Here is a 2022-nt window from a genome sequence, read left to right as displayed (position 1 = left end):
TACTGTATTTGGTAAAGATCAGAAGTCATTCTTACTGACTCTAGCGGATAAAGCTACCAAGCAGATTATTATCCGCAAGTTACCGAATAAACGCGCTGATACTGTTGTAGATGCTTTCCGTGACATTGTAGCAAATACCTTCTGTGACTTTAAAACTTTGACGGCCGATAACGGTTCTGAGTTCTCCATGCATAAACAGATAACTGAGATCACCGGTGCTAATGTCTTCTTTGCCAGGCCTTATCACTCATGGGAGCGTGGTTTAAATGAACACAGTAACGGACTTATCCGCCGTTTTTACCCAAAAGGAACGGATTTCAACTCAGTCACGGACAACGAGATTGCAGAACTTGAGCACATACTTAATACTAGGGGACGAAAATCGTTGGGCTATTTTTCTCCAAATGAAGTATTTTTAGCTCATCTAATGGCTGCATAACGTTTTATGGGTTTGTTGCGTTTCGACTGGGAATGGGCCATGTGGGTTGATCTCTACCGTCTGAAACATAACCGTCATTAATTCAAACGCTGAAGTTAGCTAAAATTTCTTACCCTAACTTCAGCTATCTCAGATAGTAATAATAATCAAAATAAATGATTGTGGCATATTTGATGTTAGTATCCGCAGTCAACATAAAAATTAAGCTTAATTTACTAAAAAATAGTTATTAGTTACCAGCAAATATCCCGTTATATCAGTTATTAAAAATTAATCAAAGCGACGATAAACACCTGTGCGATATAACGATAGGATAAATTTTTATTTCCAAAATAATTCGCTTAGCGTATGGTGATTAGTACTATATTTGAGCATGTTTATAGCTTCTGAAAAATAGTAAGGACGATCGATGAGCAACATCTTTGAAGATAACTCGCTAACTATTGGTCATACTCCATTAGTTCGTTTGAAACACTTTGGTAACGGAAATTTGTTAGCAAAAATCGAATTACGTAACCCAAGTTTTAGCGTAAAATGCCGCATTGGTGCCAATATGATTTGGGACGCAGAAAAAAAAGGTCTGTTAACCCCTAAACTAGACAAATTGACAACCAATAAAACTTTAATTGAGCCGACCAGTGGCAATACCGGAATTGCCCTGGCTTACGTTGCCGCTGCGCGTGGATATAAGCTTACCTTGACCATGCCTGAAACTATGAGTCTTGAGCGGCGTAAATTATTAAAAGCGCTTGGCGCTAATTTAGTCCTAACTGAAGGTGCTAAGGGCATGAAGGGCGCCATTGAAAAAGCCATCGAAATTGTTGCCACTGCTCCCGATCGTTACCTTCTTTTGCAACAGTTTAATAATCCAGCCAATCCTGAAATTCACCAAAAAATAACTGGACCTGAAATTTGGCAAGATACTGATGGTCAGATAGCCGCTGTCGTGGCTGGAGTTGGTACCGGTGGTACAATTACTGGCATCGGCCGTTATCTAAAAAAGAAAGCAGGCGGTGAAGCCATTAAAATGATTGCTGTCGAGCCAGCCGCATCGCCAGTAATAAGCCAGACATTAGCTGGCCAAGAAATAAAACCTGGTCCACATAAAATCCAAGGCATAGGTGCTGGTTTTATCCCTGATAACCTGGATCTTGCTCTTATTGATGATGTGTTTGCTATTAGCGATGATGAAGCGATACAAACCCCTCGGCTAATTATGCAAAAAGAAGGTATTTTAGCCGGTATATCATCAGGCGCTGCAGTTGCCGCAGCGGTAAAATTAGCGGCAAAACCGGGATTTCAAAATAAGAATATTTTGGTTATTTTACCTTCTTCTGGTGAACGTTATTTGAGTACAGATTTATTTTCTGCTGCCAAAGCAAGCTAATGACTATTTTTGCGCACAATTAGCTAAAAAAGCACTTTAAAAGTGCTTTTTTTTGTGTCGTAGATCAAAAAACTAGTTGCTGAATAGAGACTTGCATTTTTTGTCACGCTATTGAGAATAAAAAGAGGTTTAACTTAGAGAATAAAGGTTTGAAATGATCAACAAAGAGCGGCTGTTACGAGATAATCGTTTATGT

Annotated in this window: 2 protein-coding genes; both read left to right on the top strand. The window is 39.1% G+C overall.

The genetic code is table 11. The annotated features are described in order from the left end of the window. The coding region (locus CBG25_RS00140) for an IS30 family transposase (RefSeq protein ID WP_290603601.1) at window positions 1-439 on the top strand (439 nt) is incomplete at its 5' end. Between the two features lie 409 nt (window positions 440-848). Next, entirely contained in the window at window positions 849-1826 is a 978-nt protein-coding gene (gene cysK / locus CBG25_RS00135; RefSeq protein WP_290603597.1) for a cysteine synthase A, read from the top strand. Window positions 1827-2022 lie beyond the last annotated feature (196 nt).

It is taken from the genome of Arsenophonus sp. ENCA, assembly GCF_002287155.1.
Lineage (GTDB): Bacteria > Pseudomonadota > Gammaproteobacteria > Enterobacterales > Enterobacteriaceae > Arsenophonus > Arsenophonus nilaparvatae.
The sequence above is the reverse complement of the archived record's forward strand: the minus strand, read 5'-3'. Positions and strand labels throughout refer to the sequence as shown.